We start from the raw sequence: 13870 nt of genomic DNA on the forward strand, positions 1-13870 counted from the left end.
TTCCGTAACGTCACGGTACAATTTCTACGCTTAATACTGTTCCATTCTGAGCGGTAACACGCACGGGCGTACCCACCGCAGCGTCAGGCCCTACGGCCATCCATACGCTGTCGCCGACCTTGATTTTACCCCGCCCCTCCACAATCGCCTGTTGAACGATGAAGGTACGGCCGATCAGCTCATGGCCGCGACGATTCAGGTTTGGTTGGTCGCCACTCTCGACCTTGCCGCGCTGTCGCCGCCACCAGTACACCGCCGTGAGGATTGCCAGCACTCCAAACAATGGAAGTTGCAGGGTCCAGGGCAGTTCGGGGACCAGAAAGGTCAAAGCCCCGACGATGATGCCGGCAATACCTGTCCACAGCAGATAACCACCGGCGCCAAAAACCTCCAGTATCAACAGCGCCGTGCCCAGCGCCAGCCAGTCCCAGTAGTTCAGGTGTTGCAGAAACTCCCACATGAATCAGACCTTCTTGGTATCAAAGGTGGCTTTGACGATTTCGCCGATACCGCCCACTGCGCCGATGACCTGGCTGGCCTCCAGCGGCATGAGGATGACTTTGCTGTTGTTGGCAGAAGCCAGCTTGCCCAGGGCATCGATATATTTTTGCGCAACAAAGTAGTTGATCGCCTGCACGTTGCCCGAGGCAATGGCTTCGGATACCACCTGGGTGGCCCGTGCTTCGGCTTCGGCCTGGCGCTCTCGGGCTTCTGACTCGAGAAACGCAGCCTGACGACCACCTTCTGCTTCGAGGATCTGTGCCTGTTTTTTGCCTTCGGCAGTCAGGATTGCTGCGGCTCTCAGCCCTTCAGCCTCAAGGATTTGTGCTCGCTTGATACGTTCGGCTTTCATCTGCCCGGACATGGCGGCCATCAGGTCGGCCGGCGGGCTGATGTCCTTGATCTCGATGCGGGTGATCTTGATGCCCCAGGGCGCTGTTGCTTCATCAACGGTGCGCAGCAGCTTTTCATTGATGCCGTCACGCTGGCTGAGCATGGCATCCAGCTCCATCGAACCCAGTACGGTACGGATGTTGGTTTGCAGCAGGTTGCGAATGGCGTGTTCGAGGTTGTTGACCTCATACGCGGCCTGAGCCGTGTTGACGACCTGGAAAAAACACACGGCATCGATTTGTACGGTGGCGTTATCGGCGGTGATCACTTCTTGTGGCGGGATGTCCAGCACGCTTTCCATCACGTTGATCTTGCGCCCGATGCGGTCCATCACCGGAATGATGATGTTCAGGCCCGGCTTCAGGGTGTTGGTGTAGCGGCCAAAGCGCTCCACCGTCCATTGATATCCTTGCGGTACCACCTTGAAGCCCATGAAGAGCATGGCGATAGCCAAGGCGACAAATAACAGGATCACAGTACCCGCTTGCATAACCATTCCTTGTTTTGAGGTGTAAGAATCAAACGAACGAGGAGTGTAACGATCAAAAAATTCGCGTAACTGATTAGATTTTAGTCAAAACAATTCAACTACGCGGGGGTAACTCGAATTGCTTCTGGCATTGAGGTTGTTCCAGCGGCGACTTTTTGAGCGGCGGCCAGCCTCAGGCTGATCATGCCTTGTGCGCAGGCCTGGCGACGCATGGCGTTGAGGTCGGTGTCGGGGCCAATCAACGACTTGAGCTTTTCGCTCATCACCATGATTTCGTAAATGCCGACTCGCCCGCTGTATCCGGTGTCCCGACACTGTGCGCAGCCAGTGGCCCGCCAGGTGCAGGTGGGCGGTGAGTCGGACCAGGCCGGGGCAAAGTCCTGCCAGTCCCCCGGATCCAGTGGCTGCTCGGCCCTGCAGTCAGGGCACAGCGTTCTGACCAGACGCTGGGCCATGACCCCCAGCAACGTGGCTTTTATCAAATAGGCCGCTACTCCCAGTTCCTGCAGGCGGCTGATCGCGCTGGGCGCGTCATTGGTATGCAGGGTAGAAAGCACCAGATGTCCGGTCAGCGCAGCCTGAATGGCCATCTGCGCGGTCTCCAGGTCACGTATTTCACCGAGCATGATGATGTCCGGATCCTGGCGCATCAATGCACGCACGCCGTTGGCGAAGTTCAAGTCGATGTTGGGTTGGACCTGCATTTGATTAAAGGCCGGTTCAATCATCTCGATGGGGTCTTCGAGAGTGCACAGGTTGATTTCTGGAGTGGCCAGTTGTTTGAGCGTTGCATACAGGGTGCTGGTTTTACCCGAACCGGTAGGGCCGGTGATCAAAATAATGCCGTTGGGCTGGCGGGTCATTGGTTGCCAGCGTTGCAGGTCTTCGGGGCACAGGCCCAACTGGTCGAAATCTTTGAGCAGTACCTGCGGATCAAATATACGCATCACCATTTTTTCGCCAAACGCGGTGGGCAGGGTGGCGAGTCTCAGCTCAACTTCAGCGGCGCCCGGGGGCCTGGTTTTTATTCGACCGTCCTGAGGTTTGCGTTTTTCGGCGACATTCATCCGGCCCAGGCTCTTGAGGCGACTGACGACAGCCACGGTCACCTGCGGCGGGAACTGGTAGACGTTATGCAGCACCCCATCGATGCGAAAGCGCACACAGCCTTGTTCCCGCCGGGGTTCAATGTGGATATCGCTGGCACGTTGCTCAAAGGCGTACTGAAACAACCAGTCGACGATATTCACAATGTGCGTGTCGTTGGCATCCGGCTCGCGGGCGCCTGTACCCAAGGTCAGCAACTGTTCAAGGTTGGTCTGGGGGCTGGTTTTCTGATCGTTGAGTGCGGCGCCGGTGACCGATTTGGCCAGTTGGAAAAACTCCGTGCTCAGGCGCTGGATTTCGAGGGGGTTTGCAATGACCCGTTTGATAGGACGCTTGAGCAACGGGTGCAAATCAGCCTCCCAACTGCTGACCCAGGGCTGGCAGCTGGCGATGGTGATGCTCGAATCATCGGCAGCCACCGCGAGGATTCCATGACGCTGGGCGAAGGCGAAGGACATCAGCCCTGTCACTGTGGTGACATCGATCTTGAGCGGGTCAATGCGCAGGTAGGGGTGTTCGGCGTGGTTGGCGAGCCAGGCGGTGAGGGTTTCAAGATCCAGGATCTTGCCCCCCCGGCTGGGGTCACAGAGCTGTTGTCCTGCCAGAAACACCAGCGGATGCAAGGCTGCATTGCACGCTTCGCGCCCGGTGATCAATACCTGTTCGGCACAACTATGGGGGATACGGTTTTTGGCCAGCAACGCGGTCAACAGGTCGTTGAGGTCCAGCCATTGGTCTTGGGGCGGGGGGATGCGCATAAAAGCTCCTTTGGGCACCGGCTCAGACGGATCCTTGTCTGGCTGTGAGCTTCAAAGCCTAGTCGCGCTGCTTTCACCTTCACGTGCCCAATGGTTGCGAACTATTGCCCCGAGACTTGCAGAAAAGACGCTTTGGCCGCCTGCACGGGGTGCAGCTCCATGTCGAAGACACTGATCAGATTGCGCAATTTCTCACCCATGACCTGAGCCCGGTGCCAGCTCTGCTCATGGCTTTCGATTTCAATGCTCAATATGTCCTGATCGCGCACCACTTCCACCTGCTGCGGGATCAATTGCTGCAAGGCAAACAGATTGAGCACACGGCACAAGACATCAGCATCGGCGTCCGCCTGGATGCGATAGCGCACCGGGCAAGGGGCCGCGTTGCTGGCCCAGACGTCGGGGCGTGATGAGTGGTTGACGACTTCCAGATGGGACATGCAAACGCTCCTGTTTAGGCTGGAGAAATATTTACACGTCGTGGGAGAAATTTTTTATCTAAGATGGTTTAAATCAACGATAAATAGACTTGTTCAAGTCTCTATTAGACAGCTTAAAGGTATTTTTATGCAGGGTGAACTGGATGCTTATGACCGACGCATTTTGGCACTGCTGCAAGAGGATGCTTCTCTGTCGAGCGCACAGATCGCCGAAAAGGTGGGGCTTTCGCAATCACCCTGCTGGCGGCGTATTCAGCGGATGAAGGACGAGGGGATCATTCGCGGCCAGGTGACCTTGCTCGATCGCAAGAAAATCGGGCTCAACACGCAAATTTTTGCCGAGATCAAACTCAATGCCCACGGGCGTTCCAACTTCACTGAATTCACCGACGCGATCCGCGGTTTTCCCGAGGTGCTGGAGTGCTACGTACTGATGGGGTCGGTGGATTTTCTGCTACGCATAGTTACTGCCGACATCGAAGCCTACGAGCGTTTTTTCTTCGAAAAACTGTCGATGGTCCCGGGTATTCAAGAGGTGAACTCGATCGTGGCGTTGTCAGAAATCAAATCCACCACGTGTCTGCCGGTTTGATCCGGGCCACAAAAAAACGGCCTTCATGAAGAAGGCCGTTCAGGGTTTATACCTGTTGCATCAATGCACAAACAGGGCAATCAGAATGATGATCGGGATCGGGATACCGAGAAAAAACAGCAGTAATGAGCGCATTTTCATTCTCCAGATTGATTAATAAACAGGCGGCTTGGTGGTGTGCTCCACGTAGCTCACGGCATCGCGTTGGCGGCCGCCAAACGTGGCGCAGAGGCTGGCGAAAAATGCACCCAGCAGCAGGCTGATAAACATCCACAGGGTGGTCCAGGCGGCGACTTTTGCTGCGGTGTCTGCGGCTTCCTTGGCTTTGACCTTGGCGTCTTCAACCGCCTGGTGGGCTTTGGCATACACCTGGTCGACCCGTTGCTCGGCCTCGGCCTGGCTGAGGTTGGTCCGTTGAGCGACGATTTGCGCCAGATAGGTACGGTCCTCGCCGCTTAACTGGCCGTCGTTGCCCAGGCTGCGAACAAAGATGCGGGTGACGATGCCGTGGGCGGCGTCTTCGCTGACAGCAGTGCCGCGATCATCGCGAAACAGGGTGTCGATAAAGTAATCAGAGCTATTGCCCGAACTTTTATCGGCGTGGCTGGCGGCTGCGCTGCTCATGGCCGAAGCGGCACCTGAAGCCACGCTGGCCCCAGCTTGAACACCGCTGCCAATCACGCTGCTGACCGAGCCTGCGATCAGGGTTACGGTCACCAGCGTCGCAACTGCCCAAGCCAGAAAGCCATGTGCTGTGTCCCGAAAGTACACTTCATCGCCATGCATGTTGGCCCACTTGACCCGCAAGCGGCCGGCCAGATAGCCCCCCATCCCTGACGCAATGATTTGTGTGACGGCCAGCCAGACAATGGCGGTGATGCCCAGGCCTTTGGCGCCCACGCCTTCATTGGCCCACGGTGAAACTGCCGAAAAGCCCAGGCCTGCGCCCAGCATGATCAGCAGCAGAGACAGCGCGGCAGCGGTGGCTGCCCCCGCAAAGATGGCGGCCCAGGAAACACCTGAGTGGCCAGAGGAGTCTTGCAGGGCTGCGGGATAGTGCTCAGTTGTCCCGATCATTGTTGTTGTGCTCCTGAATGGTAGGAAGTGCAGCGTTCATTCAAGAGATTGCAGGTGACATGCCAACAGGGTGCTTGTTGGTAATTTCATATCTTTCAATGGGTTAATAATTTTTTGAATTTCAGGTGCATGCAGTTTGCATGATTGACACTGTGACAGGCGGGCGTAATGCATTGAAACAATTTGGCGAGGCGAGCCAGGTCCCAATAAAAACGGGAGCCTTTCAGCTCCCGTTTTTGGGTAATCAATGATGACGATGCTTGTTCTTTTTGCGATGGCCATACGCGTGGCCACGGCCGCGGTTGTCGTCGCGGTAGTAGCGACGGTTGTCACGATCGCGATAGCGACGATCTTCGGCGTCGCTTTTATTGCCCATGTAGTTACCCAGCGCGCCACCAGCACCACCGCCAGCGGCTGAGCCGACCAGAGCACCGGTGCTGCCGCCGACACTGCGGCCCAGCACGTTGCCGCCTGCAGCGCCCAGTGCGCCGCCAATGGCCGCTTCGCCCCGGCTGCGTTTGTCGGCACCTACGGCACTGCCTGCCGCGCCACCCACGCCTGCACCAATGGCAGAACCGGTCGAGCCGCCGAGCTGTTGGCCAACCACGGCGCCAAGAACCCCGCCTAATGCGCCGCCTACACCGGCTTCGGTGGTGCCACCGGCCGAGGCTACGCCACTGACCAGGCCAAGGGACAACAAGAGAATCGAGGTGAGCTTCATAGATGAGCCTCAAAGAGATGACGGCGCGATCCTGAGGCTGTCGGTGATGGGTGACAATCGAAATCCGACGAGTAGCACGAGTTGTACACAATTCTATAAGTTGTTGTTTTTTCTAGGGAACTTAATGAATTTTTGGTGGTCTGTTTACTAGTTCGGAGAGGCCGATTTCGTAGGAAATCGGCCTTTTTTGTGCCTGAAATTTGGATGTGATGGGTTTTAAATGTGGGAGCGAGCAAGCCCGCTCCTGCACCTCAAGCTGCGTCAGCTGGCCTTGGCCATGATCAGTTTCGACGGGCTGGCGGCTTCCAGGCAAATGGCCACGAATTTGGACGTGGGCGTGTGGCTGCCATCGCCTGTGCTTTCTAGCGGCACCAACGGATTGACCTCCGGGTAATACGCAGCGGCTTGCCCGGCAGGAATATCAAATGCCAACAGGGTGAAGTTTTTGACCCTGCGCTCGTGCTGGTCATTCCAGATCGAAACGATGTCGACCTTTTGCCCCGGCTTGAAGCCCAGGCGGATGATGTCGGCTTCGTTGACGAACAACACGTCACGCTGGCCCTTGACCCCACGATAGCGGTCATCGAGGCCATAAATGGTGGTGTTGTACTGATCGTGGGAACGCATCGACTGCAAAATCAGGTCGGGCAGCTGGCCGGTAGCGCGGGTGCGTGCATCCACCAGGTCTTGTGGCAGCACGTTGGGCCGGAAGTTGGCGCGCTGCGACGGCGTGTTCCACTGCCGCGCACCGGCCGAGTTGCCCAGGTAAAAACCGCCAGGGTGCTGAATTCGCGTGTTGAAGTCCTTGAAACCCGGGATGGTGTCGGCGATCAGCTCGCGGATACGCCGGTAGTCGCCCACCACCCAGCTCCAGTCAATCGGATGAGTGCCCAGGGTGGCGGCGGCGATACCGGCAATGATCGCGGGCTCCGAACGCATCTGGTTGGACAGTGGCTGCAACTGGCCGTTGGAGTCGTGAACCATGCTGAAGGAGTCTTCCACCGTGACGGCTTGAGGGCCTTGAGCCTGGATGTCGATATCGGTGCGGCCCAGGCATGGCAAGATCAACGCTTCTTTACCGTGCATCAAATGGCTGCGGTTGAGCTTGGTGCTGATCTGTACGGTCAGGTCGCAATTGCGCAGCGCCTGGGCAGTGCGCGGGCTGTCCGGGGTGGCTTGGGCGAAGTTGCCGCCCAGGCCGATAAACACCTTGGCACGTCCTTCAAGCATGGCGTGGATGGCTTCAACCACGTTGTGGCCGTTTTCACGGGGCACCTTGAACTGGAAGCGACGCTCCAGGGCGTCCAGGAAAGCCACCGGCGGGCGTTCGTTGATGCCCATCGTGCGATCGCCCTGCACGTTACTGTGGCCACGCACCGGACACAGCCCTGCCCCAGGGCGGCCAATGTTGCCGCGCAGCAGCATCAGGTTGGCGATTTCCTGAATGGTCTGCACCGAGTGCCGATGCTGGGTGATGCCCATTGCCCAGCACATGATCACGTTTTTGCCCTTGAGGTACATGCGAGCGGCGCGCTCGATATCCACCAGGGGCAGGCCCGATTGTTCCACGAGGTGATCCCACGAGGTGTCATCGAGGCTGGAGATGTAGTCGAGGATGCCTGCGGTGTGTTCATTCAAAAAAGCGTGATCGAAAACGGCCGGCTCGCCTGCGGCCTGGGCATCGCGCTCCCACTGCAACAGAAACTTGGCCATGCCGCGCAACAGTGCCATGTCGCCGCCTAACGCCGGACGCAAATAGGCCGTGTTGGTCGGGCGGTCGCCGTTAGTGAGCATTTCCAGCGGGTGTTGCGGGTGCTGGAAGCGTTCCAGCCCACGCTCTTTGAGCGGGTTGACGCACACCACCTGGGCACCGCGTTTAACCGCTTCACGCAACGGTTCAAGCATGCGCGGGTGGTTGGTGCCGGGGTTTTGCCCCAGTACGAAAATCGCATCGGCGTGTTCGAAATCGTCGAATGTCACGGTGCCTTTGCCCACCCCGATGCTTTGCGCCAACGCCACGCCGCTGGCCTCGTGGCACATGTTTGAGCAATCCGGGAAGTTGTTGGTGCCAAACGAGCGCACAAACAGTTGGTACAAATATGCAGCTTCATTACTGGCCCGGCCCGAGGTGTAGAACTCCGCCTCATTGGGGCTGGCCAGGTTGAGCAGGTGCCGGGCGATCAAGGCGAACGCGGCGTCCCAGCTGATGGGGGTGTAGCGGTCGGTATCAGGGTTGTAGCTCATGGGCTCGGTCAGGCGGCCCTGATATTCCAGCCAGTAATCGCTTTGCTCCAGCAGTGCGCTGACGCTGTGCCTGGCAAAAAAAGCAGCATCGACACGACGTTTGGTCGCTTCCCAGTTCACCGCCTTGGCGCCGTTTTCGCAGAACTTGACCAGACCGCTCTCCGGCGAGTCACCCCAGGCGCAGCCCGGGCAGTCGAAGCCGCCGTTCTGGTTGGTCTTGAGCATCATGCGCAGGTTTTTCAGCGCGTTGTCGCTGGTCAACCAGGCTTGCGCCACACTGATCAGCGCGCCCCAGCCACCGGCCGGGCCTTTGTAGGGCTTGTAGCGGGGAGTCGGGGTTTTGTCGGCTTGATGGTGTGTGCTCACGGTTGATTCTCCTGCGCCGGGCTGTACACCCGTGGTGCGCTTTTTTGTGGCAGATGAATAAGGTTGAGGTTGTGGCGTCGTGCCCATTGCAGCGCCAGGCCCGTGGGCGAGGACAGGCTGATCAGGGTCTGGATACCGGCGCGCAACACTTTTTGAATCAGCTCAAGGCTGCAACGGCTGGTGACGATCGCCGCGCCGCCCGTCAGGTCGATGTGCTGGCGCACCAGCGCACCGATCAATTTGTCCAGGGCGTTGTGGCGGCCAATGTCTTCACGGCCCATCAGCAACTGGCCCTGGCCGTCCATATAGACGGCAGCGTGTACGGCGCCGCAGTGCTGGCCCAGCGGCTGAAAATCACTGATGCGCTGGCGCAGGCCTTCTAGCCACTGTGCCGGTGGCAACGGAGCGCCGGGCAGTACCTTGAGGTCAGGCAGGGCCTGTTCGACCGCTTCTACACCGCACAATCCGCAGCCGCTGGTACCGGCCAGTTGTCGGCGTTGCTGTTTGAGGTTCCAGAACGCGCGGCTGGCGATCTCGACCTGTGCGTAGTGGGCTGAACCGGCACCCGTAAGCTTGAGGTCATAGATTTCGCTGGCGTCATGAATGATGCCGCTGCCCAGGCTGAAGCCGACAATGAAATCTTCGAGATCGGTGGGCGTGACCAGCATTACGGCCTGGCTGATGCCGTTGTAGGCAATCGCCAGGGCGACTTCTTCGGCCAGGGCCGTTTGCTCACCGCTGCTGTGATCCAGGGTGACGTAGTCATAGTTCTGGCTGGCAGCAGGCGCGGGCGTAACAGAAGCGGGCGCCGCGCACAGGGGGCGCTTGGCGTTCATAAGGCTGTACCAACGTTCAATTCAGCTCTTAGCCTAGGCGCGACACAGTGTCGCGTCTAATCGCTAGTGCTGATCTATTGATAGATGGCGTCGATCAAGAAGGGTTTTGTGATTTCTGATATAGCGCAAAACAGGCTTCAGCCAGGGCTGAGCGCGGGGCAGCACGGCGCATGATCAAGCCCAGTCGGGCCAGTGTGCGAGCGTCTGCAATGGGATGCAGGCGCAAATCATCGGTCAATGCTTGCAGCCCGCCATCAAGGGGCATGACGGCGCAGCACAGGCCGCCGTGGACGGCTTGTAACAGTTGATGAACGGCATCGGTTTGCAGCAGGGGGTGTGGCGTGAGGCCACGGCTGTGGAAGTTGTAGTCGATGGACTGGCGAAAGTGCATGCCGCTACTGAGCAGGCCCAGCGGCAATTCAATGAGCGCCTCCCAGCTCAGGGGCTGATCGCCAAAGTTGAAATACCGCTGGTCGTACAGCAGGCCCATTCGGGTCTCGTCCAGGGCAAGGGAATCAAAGCGCTCCTGATCAAGGCGCTCGAGGTACGACACGCCTACGTCCAGCCGATTACTGGCCAGTTGTTCGAGGATTTGCTCAGAGCTCAACGCTGACAACTCGAATCGCAGCTCGGGATGCTCCTGGTGCAGGCGCTGCAATAAAGGCAGCGGATCAAAACTCGAGAGCGGGACAACTCCCAGGCGCAAGGTGCCGATCAGGTTGCCGCGACAGGCGGCTGCTTCTGCCTGCAAACCGTCGTAGGCCGCCAGCACGGTCCGGGCCCAGGCCAGGACACGTTCACCGGGTGCGGTAAAACTTTCGAAACGCTGACCGCGATTGACCAGTTGCAGGTCGAGTTCCTGTTCAAGGCTGCGCAAGCGCATGGACAAGGTGGGCTGTGTGATATGGCAGCGGGCAGCCGCCTGACCGAAATGCCGGGTTTCATCGAGGGCAATGAGGAATTTCAGCTGTTTGATGTCCATCGTCACTCCCGGCGCAATTGAGTGGGCGATTCTAGCGCGCTTGCTCGCGTCAATGATGGTCTACGCTCATGGGTCTGGATCTTCCAACCCTAGGAGCGTGATTTATGAGCATTTTCAGCTTTGTGAAAGAAGCCGGTGAAAAACTGATCAATCTGCTGACCCCCGGCAATGCCAATGCCGGTGAGGAGCTGAAGAAACACGTAGAGGAAGTGGGCCTGGGCAATCCAAATATCACCGCCACCGTTGACGGTGACAAAGTGACGGTCAGTGGCGAAGTGGCCACGCAGGAAGAGAAAGAAAAAATCATTCTGGCTGCCGGGAACATCGCGGGCGTGGCCAGCGTTGAGGATCAAATTACGGTCACTGGCCCGACTGTTGTCGCTTCGCGTTTTGTGGTGGTGAAAAAGGGCGACACCCTGAGCGCGATTTCATTGCAGGTGTACGGCAACGCCAACCAGTACAACAAAATCTTCGAAGCCAACAAACCGCTGCTCAAGGACCCGAACAAGATCTACCCGGGCCAGACGCTGCGTATTCCCGAGTAAGCCGGTTGCATCCTGTAGGAGCGGGCTTGCTCGCGATTGCATCGCCTCGATGATTCAGATCCACCGAGTTGTTTGCATCGCGAGCAAGCCCGCTCCCACAGGGTTGATTGGTTACAGCCCTTCCAGCAGTTCGCGATAGTCGTCCAACGCGGCAAATTCTTGTGTGTCCTTCGGGCCTTTTTTGCTGTCGGGCTGTTTGACTGCCAGCAAGTGGGCCACGCCAAAATCACGGGCACTGCGCAGAATCGGCAAGGTGTCATCGATAAACAGGCTACGGCCCGGGTCAAAATCGATATCGGCTTGCAGTGCATCCCAGAACGCCGGGCTTTCCTTTGGAAAACCGTAATCGTGGGAGCTGATCAGGCGCTCGAAATAAGGCGCCAGTTCAATGCGCTCCAATTTCAATGACAACGAATCACGGTGCGCGTTGGTGATCATGATCACCCGCTTGCCCGCTTTTTTGATGGCCGCCAGAAAAGTATCGGCGTCGGGTCGCAAGGCAATCAGATGAGCGGTTTCAAGCTTGAGCTCGCGTACCGGGATCTTCAGCTCGCGGCTCCAGAAGTCCAGGCAATACCATTTCAACTGGCCAGCATTGCCTTCAAACAGCGGCGTCAGCTCAAGATCCGCCATTGCCCGGCTGATGCCATGCAGCTCGGCGTAGCGCTGAGGCAGGTGTTCGAGCCAGAAATGATTGTCGTAGTGCAGGTCGAGCAGCGTGCCGTCCATGTCGAGCAGCACGGTATCGATGTCGCGCCAAGGTAAAACGGTCATGCAAAACTTCTCCCACAGGTAAAAATTTCCGACACAGACAATCGGAAAAGCCGGGGTATAGTACCCCGTTCATATTGAGGAGCCGCTATGCGCCAAAAACCCACCGTACTTGCCCGTGAAATTGTTGCCAGTAGCCGATTATTTCGGGTCGAAGAGGTGCAGTTGCGCTTCTCCAATGGCGTTGAACGCACTTACGAACGGTTGGTGGGGCGCGGCAACGGTTATGGCGCAGTGATGATTGTGGCCATGATCGACGCTGAACACGCAATTCTGGTTGAAGAATATTGCGGCGGCACTGATGAGTATGAAATTTCGCTGCCCAAGGGCCTGATCGAGCCGGGTGAAGACGTGCTGGCGGCGGCTGAGCGAGAGTTGAAGGAGGAGGCCGGTTTCGGTGCTCGCCAGCTTGAGCATTTGACCGAGCTGTCACTGTCCCCTGGCTACATGAGCCAAAAAATCCAGGTGGTGCTGGCGACTGACCTTTATGAAGCGCATCTGGAAGGCGACGAGCCCGAGCCAATGCGTGTTGATCGGGTCAATCTGCGGGAGCTGTCGAGCCTGGTGCTCAACCCGCAATTCAGTGAGGGTCGTGCCCTGGCTGCGTTGTATCTGGCGCGTGACCTTCTGACCCAGCGCGGAGTGTTCCAGCCGTGAGTGGTTTGCCCCATCCGTTGCTTGAGGGCGTCATCACCCTGGCCCATGCCGCTGGCGACGCGATCTTGCCGTTCTGGCGGGCCGGTGTTGAAGTCACCGCCAAGGCCGATGATTCCCCGGTAACCGCCGCCGATCTGGCAGCACACCATGTGCTGCTCGATGGCCTGACGGCTCTTGATCCGAGCATTCCTGTGCTGTCGGAAGAAGACGCCAATATTCCCCAGAGCATACGTGCCGGGTGGACGCGCTGGTGGTTGGTTGATCCGCTGGATGGCACCAAGGAATTTATTTCTGGCAGTGAAGAATTCACGGTAAATGTTGCGCTGATCGAAGAGGGCAGAGTGGTGTTTGGCGTGGTATCCATGCCCACCAGCGGCCGCTGCTACTACGGTGGCGCGGGCTTGGGCGCATGGCGGGCGGATGGCGATGTGAGTGTGCCCATCAGCGTGCGCAACACGCCGCCTGAAGGCGAGTCGTTGACCGTGGTTGCCAGCCGCCGGCATTCCAGCCCTGAGCAGGAACGTTTACTGGCCGGGCTGAGTGAGCATCTGGGCGAGTTGCAGCTGACCAGTGTGGGCAGTTCGTTGAAATTCTGTTTGCTGGCAGAAGGTGCTGCCGATTGCTATCCGCGTCTGGCGCCGACTTCGCAATGGGATACGGCGGCGGCTCAAGGCGTGCTGGAAGGGGCCGGTGGTGTGGTGTTGCAACTGGATGGCGAACCGTTCAGCTACCCGGCCCGTGAGTCGTTGCTCAATGACTCGTTTCTGGCATTGCCTGCCAAGGCACCGTGGCGTGAAAAACTGCTGGATCTGGCACAAGGCTGACTTTCATCTGTGGGAGCGGGCTTGCTCGCGATGGCATCGACGCGGTTCAACTGAAAGACCGCAGCGTCTGCATCGCGAGCAAGCCCGCTCCCACATAAACTGAATCAGCGATGCAACACGTACTGCCCGCTAAACCTCACCGCATCTTCCCCGCCCTGTGCATTGATCACCCGCGTGTCGAGGGTCAACCGTGCGCGGCCGTGGCGTTTGTACATGGCCAGGAATTTGGTCCAGGCTGCTTCACTCGGCGCATCACACAGCGCGATGGCGTCCTCGGTCACGGGCAGCGGGTAGCTGATATGACCTTCCTGAATCACGATATGCCCGTCCTCAATCCCCGCTTCGCGCAGGCTCAAGTGCAGCCAGCCCCAGCCCGCCAGCACTGCGGCGCAGTAGAGACTGCCGCCAAACATGGTGCTCTTGTGGTTGATATTGGCCTCGAGCGGCAATTGCAGGCGCAGTTGCCTGCCTTGCCAGCCCAGCACTTTGAGGCCCATTTCACGGGTGAGCGGAATGTCGTGATGGAGAACTGATTCCAGATAACGACTGTCGCGGTTCATGCAGTG

Annotated in this window: 15 protein-coding genes; 4 read left to right on the forward strand and 11 right to left on the reverse strand. The window is 58.3% G+C overall.

Annotated features, from left to right (window positions below):
• Positions 1–10 precede the first annotated feature (10 nt).
• The 4 genes from AACY07_RS20080 to AACY07_RS20095 all read right to left on the reverse strand — a co-directional run bounded on the left by AACY07_RS20080 (position 11) and on the right by AACY07_RS20095 (position 3689).
• Positions 11–460, reverse strand: a complete 450-nt coding sequence (locus AACY07_RS20080) for an NfeD family protein (protein ID WP_133079064.1) — start codon at positions 458–460, stop codon at positions 11–13.
• Positions 461–463: 3 nt separating this feature from the next.
• On the reverse strand, positions 464–1384 hold the full coding sequence (locus tag AACY07_RS20085) for an SPFH domain-containing protein (RefSeq protein WP_133079063.1): 921 nt from the start codon (positions 1382–1384) through the stop codon (positions 464–466).
• Positions 1385–1482: 98 nt separating this feature from the next.
• A complete protein-coding gene (locus AACY07_RS20090; RefSeq protein ID WP_339477054.1) occupies positions 1483–3249 on the reverse strand; it encodes a GspE/PulE family protein in 1767 nt (588 codons plus the stop codon).
• A 101-nt stretch (positions 3250–3350) separates the two neighbouring features.
• Complete coding sequence (locus AACY07_RS20095) at positions 3351–3689, reverse strand: hypothetical protein (RefSeq protein WP_339477056.1); 339 nt, start codon at positions 3687–3689, stop codon at positions 3351–3353.
• A 127-nt stretch (positions 3690–3816) separates the two neighbouring features.
• Here AACY07_RS20095 and AACY07_RS20100 point away from each other — a divergent pair, with 127 nt between their 5' ends.
• Positions 3817–4281, forward strand: a complete 465-nt coding sequence (locus AACY07_RS20100) for an Lrp/AsnC family transcriptional regulator (RefSeq protein ID WP_019824516.1) — start codon at positions 3817–3819, stop codon at positions 4279–4281.
• 153 nt (positions 4282–4434) lie between these two features.
• On the opposite strand, the gene AACY07_RS20105 is transcribed toward AACY07_RS20100, so the two are convergent.
• From AACY07_RS20105 to AACY07_RS20125, 5 genes are all read right to left on the reverse strand, one after another.
• The gene (locus AACY07_RS20105; protein ID WP_339477059.1) at positions 4435–5358 is read right to left on the reverse strand and encodes a hypothetical protein; all 924 of its coding nucleotides are present in this window, start codon (positions 5356–5358) and stop codon (positions 4435–4437) included.
• Between the two features lie 244 nt (positions 5359–5602).
• On the reverse strand, positions 5603–6079 hold the full coding sequence (locus tag AACY07_RS20110) for a glycine zipper domain-containing protein (protein ID WP_019824518.1): 477 nt from the start codon (positions 6077–6079) through the stop codon (positions 5603–5605).
• Between the two features lie 261 nt (positions 6080–6340).
• Entirely contained in the window at positions 6341–8689 is a 2349-nt protein-coding gene (locus tag AACY07_RS20115) for an FdhF/YdeP family oxidoreductase (protein WP_339477062.1), read from the reverse strand.
• Positions 8686–9525: a formate dehydrogenase accessory sulfurtransferase FdhD gene (fdhD, locus tag AACY07_RS20120; protein WP_133079058.1), complete on the reverse strand. Its 840-nt coding sequence runs from the start codon at positions 9523–9525 to the stop codon at positions 8686–8688. Before fdhD ends, AACY07_RS20115 begins: the two co-directional genes overlap by 4 nt.
• 94 nt (positions 9526–9619) lie before the next feature.
• Positions 9620–10507: a LysR family transcriptional regulator gene (locus tag AACY07_RS20125; protein ID WP_133079057.1), complete on the reverse strand. Its 888-nt coding sequence runs from the start codon at positions 10505–10507 to the stop codon at positions 9620–9622.
• A gap of 104 nt (positions 10508–10611) precedes the next feature.
• Between AACY07_RS20125 and lysM the strand changes: the two genes are divergently transcribed.
• Positions 10612–11052: a peptidoglycan-binding protein LysM gene (gene lysM / locus AACY07_RS20130; RefSeq protein WP_133079056.1), complete on the forward strand. Its 441-nt coding sequence runs from the start codon at positions 10612–10614 to the stop codon at positions 11050–11052.
• A 111-nt stretch (positions 11053–11163) separates the two neighbouring features.
• Here the strand turns inward: lysM and yrfG are convergent, their stop codons facing one another.
• Positions 11164–11826: a GMP/IMP nucleotidase gene (gene yrfG, locus AACY07_RS20135; protein WP_339477065.1), complete on the reverse strand. Its 663-nt coding sequence runs from the start codon at positions 11824–11826 to the stop codon at positions 11164–11166.
• An 87-nt stretch (positions 11827–11913) separates the two neighbouring features.
• On the opposite strand from yrfG, the gene nudE reads away from it, so the two are divergent.
• Both nudE and cysQ read left to right on the forward strand, forming a co-directional pair.
• Positions 11914–12480: an ADP compounds hydrolase NudE gene (gene nudE, locus AACY07_RS20140; protein WP_133079054.1), complete on the forward strand. Its 567-nt coding sequence runs from the start codon at positions 11914–11916 to the stop codon at positions 12478–12480.
• Positions 12477–13304, forward strand: a complete 828-nt coding sequence (gene cysQ, locus AACY07_RS20145; RefSeq protein ID WP_339477068.1) for a 3'(2'),5'-bisphosphate nucleotidase CysQ — start codon at positions 12477–12479, stop codon at positions 13302–13304. Before nudE ends, cysQ begins: the two co-directional genes overlap by 4 nt.
• 104 nt (positions 13305–13408) lie before the next feature.
• Here cysQ and AACY07_RS20150 read toward each other — a convergent pair whose 3' ends face one another.
• Positions 13409–13864 (reverse strand): thioesterase domain-containing protein, encoded by a 456-nt coding sequence (locus tag AACY07_RS20150; RefSeq protein WP_339477070.1) that lies wholly within the window; start codon positions 13862–13864, stop codon positions 13409–13411.
• Positions 13865–13870: the final 6 nt, after the last annotated feature.

Origin of the sequence: Pseudomonas sp. RL_5y_Pfl2_69 (assembly GCF_963970465.1) — a bacterium.
GTDB lineage: Bacteria > Pseudomonadota > Gammaproteobacteria > Pseudomonadales > Pseudomonadaceae > Aquipseudomonas.